The organism is Glutamicibacter sp. AGC84 (assembly GCF_053543575.1).
In genome coordinates this window covers 60015-63617 of sequence record NZ_JBLVOC010000011.1, presented here as the reverse complement: position 1 = coordinate 63617, position 3603 = coordinate 60015, and the positions used below count along the sequence as shown (strand labels likewise).

Annotated in this window: 2 protein-coding genes; both read left to right on the top strand. The window is 64.5% G+C overall.

The window, feature by feature from the left end; all coding sequences use genetic code 11:
• Positions 1-71: 71 nt before the first annotated feature.
• Positions 72-1004 (top strand): homoserine kinase, encoded by a 933-nt coding sequence (gene thrB, locus ACNPN0_RS07185; RefSeq protein ID WP_448938261.1) that lies wholly within the window; start codon positions 72-74, stop codon positions 1002-1004.
• 335 nt (positions 1005-1339) lie between these two features.
• Positions 1340-3580, top strand: a complete 2241-nt coding sequence (gene rho / locus ACNPN0_RS07180) for a transcription termination factor Rho (protein WP_448938260.1) — start codon at positions 1340-1342, stop codon at positions 3578-3580.
• Positions 3581-3603: the final 23 nt, after the last annotated feature.

The following is a 3603-nucleotide window of genomic DNA, read 5'->3' as shown; positions in this document are numbered from 1 at the left end:
GGACCGGGGGAGCCAATGGCGGCGGGCCGTTGCGCACCTGATACCTATCGCACCGAATTCTTGAAGGAACCATGACGCAGCAGATCGCCCTGGGCCAGAAGTTGATCGTTTCCCCGCCGGCCACCTCAGCCAACCTCGGTCCTGGCTTCGATTCGCTGGGCCTGGCCCTGGAATACCGCGACCGCCTCGAAGTGCGCACCGCGCAGTCCAGCAGCGTCGAGATTTTCGGCGATGGGGCGCAGGAGTTGCCACGCGATGAGTCGCATCTGATCATCAAGGAAATGCACCGCTACTGGAAAGACGCCGGTTTTGAACCGGTAGGCGTCCAGCTGGTGGCACATAACAACATCCCGCACGCACGCGGCATGGGATCCTCCGCCGCGGCGATTGTCGCGGCCTACGCCGCCGCCGATGCGCTGCTTCCGGCCCCAGCCCGTGGCGGGACCGAGCGGATCTTCCAGGCGGCTGCAGCGTGGGAAGGGCACCCGGACAATGTGGCTCCGGCGGTCTTTGGCGGGCTGAGCATCTCTGCCACCGATGCCGCCGGCAGCTTCAGCTCGGTGCAGGTGCCCCTGCACCCGGACCTGCGCGCAGTGCTGGCGATCCCGTCCAACGGCTTGTCCACCGAGGTCGCGCGCGGCGCGCTGCCTGCACAGGTCGACCACGCGGTAGCCGCGGCGAACAGCGCGAGCGCCGCGCTGCTGATCCATGCGCTGAGCAACGATCCGCGCCAGCTGCTGGGCGGCACCAAGGACTACCTGCACCAGGACTATCGCGCCACGGCCATGCCCGAAAGCGCGGCGCTGATTGCCAAGCTGCGCGGTGCAGGCCTGGCCGCAGTGGTTTCCGGTGCCGGACCGACCGTGTTGACCCTGGTGGCCAGCGATGAACAGGTCGCTGCCGTGCAAGCGGCCATCGATGAATTCTCTGCAGGATCTCCAGTGTCTTGGCGTGCTGAAGTTCCCAAGCTGGCCGCCAACGGTGTTACAGTAGAAGTGCTGTAACACCATGGCAGGCCGGATAGCTGGGCAGTAGCCCGGTCCGAATCCTTTGTGGCCAGTGTTGATGCGGATAAATTCGGTTCTCGAACCCCATTTCATCCGTCCAGCCGTCCCGGATCTTCCTGCAGTTCGCAGCAACTTTGATATCCCGCATTCAGGTACGTCTTCGTGCCTAGGAGATGTCAGTCTCTCTAATCCACTGCAGTTTTGCCCCGAATTCTGGGCCATCTTGCGGGGAGAAAGTGAAGTAGCCACGAAATCTTCGGCTGCTGAACATCATTTACGGCATAGTGGGCCTGCCTTGAAGCGGCCCATCCTACGAGTCAGAAGGAACTTTCGTGACCGAAACCACGAGCCTCAACGAAGGCGTGGACACCAAGACTTCCGAAAACAAGAGCGCCGGACTGGCCTCTTTGAAAATGACCCAGCTCCAGCAGTTGGCTTCGCAGCTGGGTATCACCGGCGGTTCGCGGATGCGCAAGGCTGATCTGGTCAAGGCCATCGGCGACCACCAGCGCGGTGGTTCCGTTGCCGCCAAGGACGCCAAGGCCGCACAGGAAGCGAAGTCTGCCAAGACCGAAGCTCCCGCAGCGAAGGCTGAAGCTCCAGCCGAGCAGGCCAAGGAAACCAAGACCCGTGCACGTCGTGCGCCAAAGGCCGCGGCCCAGGCGCAGGCCGAGACCGAGAACGCACCAGAGGCCGGCGCGGCTGCTGAAGATCCGGCGGAAAAGCCAGCTCGCGCACGCCGCACCTCGCGCCGCGTGACCGACTCGGGCAAGGTTGCGGCTCCTGCCGAAGCCAACGACGCCGCTACCGAGGCACCAGCCGAGGAGCCCAAGGCTCCACGCCAGCGCCGCAACTCGCGGAACAACAAGCCGGTTGACCAGCCAGCAGAGCAGGTAGCCGAGCAGGCCGAGGCACCGGCGGAGAACGCCGAGAACAACGGCGAAGCACGCGAAGAGCGCCGCGAGCGCGGCAACCGCCGTGAGCGTGGCAACCGCCGCGATCGCAACACCGAGCGCACCGAGCGCACCGAGCGCACTGAGCGCACCGAAGTTGCCGAGTCGGAGAACGCTGAAGAGCGCACCGACCGCCGCGAAGAGCGCCGCGAGCGCAACAACCGCCGCAACGAGCGCAACAACGACCGCAACGAGCGCAATAACGATCGTGCTGAGCGCAATAACGATCGCAACGATCGCAACGATCGCAACAACGACTCGAACGACTCGGAGAACACCGAGGACCGTTCCGAGCGTGGCGACCGCAATGACCGCCGCGAACGCCGCGAGCGCAACAACGACCGCAACGATCGCAATGACCGCAGCAACCGCCGCGAGCGCAACAATGATCGCAACGATCGCAACAACGACCGTAACGATCGCAACAACCGCAACCGCCGCAACCGCCGTGATGACGACGAGCCGCAGCTGAGCGAGGACGACGTCGTATTGCCGATCGCCGGCATCCTGGACGTGCTGGAGAACTACGCCTTCGTGCGCACCTCCGGCTACCTGCCCGGCCCGAACGACGTCTACGTCACCCTGGGCCAGGTCAAGAAGTACAACCTGCGCAAGGGCGACGCCATCGTTGGCGCGATCCGCCAGCCACGCGAGGGCGAGACCCCGAACCCGCGCCAGAAGTTCAACGCCCTGGTGCAGCTGACTTCGGTCAACGGCAAGAAGCCAGAGGACAACCGCGAACGCGTCGAGTTCAACAAGCTCGTCCCGCTGTACCCGACCGAGCGCCTGCGCCTGGAAACCGATCCGAAGCTGGTCGGCCCGCGCGTCATCGACCTGGTCGCGCCAATCGGCAAGGGCCAGCGCGGCCTGATCGTTTCGCCTCCGAAGGCCGGCAAGACCTTGATCCTGCAGGCCATTGCCAACGCGATCACCATCAACAACCCGGAAGTGCACCTGATGATGGTGCTCGTTGATGAGCGTCCCGAAGAAGTCACCGACATGCAGCGCACCGTGAAGGGCGAGGTCATCGCCTCGACCTTCGACCGCCCGGCCGATGACCACACCACCGTGGCCGAGCTGGCCATCGAGCGCGCCAAGCGCCTGGTGGAAATGGGCATGGATGTCGTGGTCCTGCTGGACTCGATGACCCGCCTGGGCCGTGCCTACAACCTGGCCGCTCCGGCCTCGGGCCGCATCCTCTCCGGCGGCGTCGACTCGGCAGCGCTGTACCCGCCGAAGCGCTTCTTCGGTGCAGCCCGCAACATCGAGAATGGCGGCTCGCTGACCATCCTGGCTACCGCCCTGGTGGAGACCGGTTCCAAGATGGACGAGGTCATCTTCGAGGAATTCAAGGGCACCGGCAACATGGAGCTGCGCCTTTCGCGCCAGCTGGCCGAGAAGCGCATCTTCCCGGCAGTGGATGTCAACGCTTCCTCGACCCGCCGCGAAGAGCAGCTGATGAGTGCCGAAGAGGTGCGCATCATGTGGCGCCTGCGCCGCATGCTCTCGGGCATCGATCCGCAGCAGGCACTGGAAGTGCTCACCGGGAAGATCCGCGAAACCGGATCGAACGCGGAATTCTTGATGCTGGTCAACAAGACCACTCCAAACAAGGATTAGCACCACCCACCGCCATGGGGGGG

Excerpts from the sequence above, each read along its gene's own strand:
- thrB (WP_448938261.1), top strand. The coding sequence starts at position 72 with ATGACGCAGCAGATCGCCCTGGGCCAGAAGTTGATCGTTTCCCCGCCG.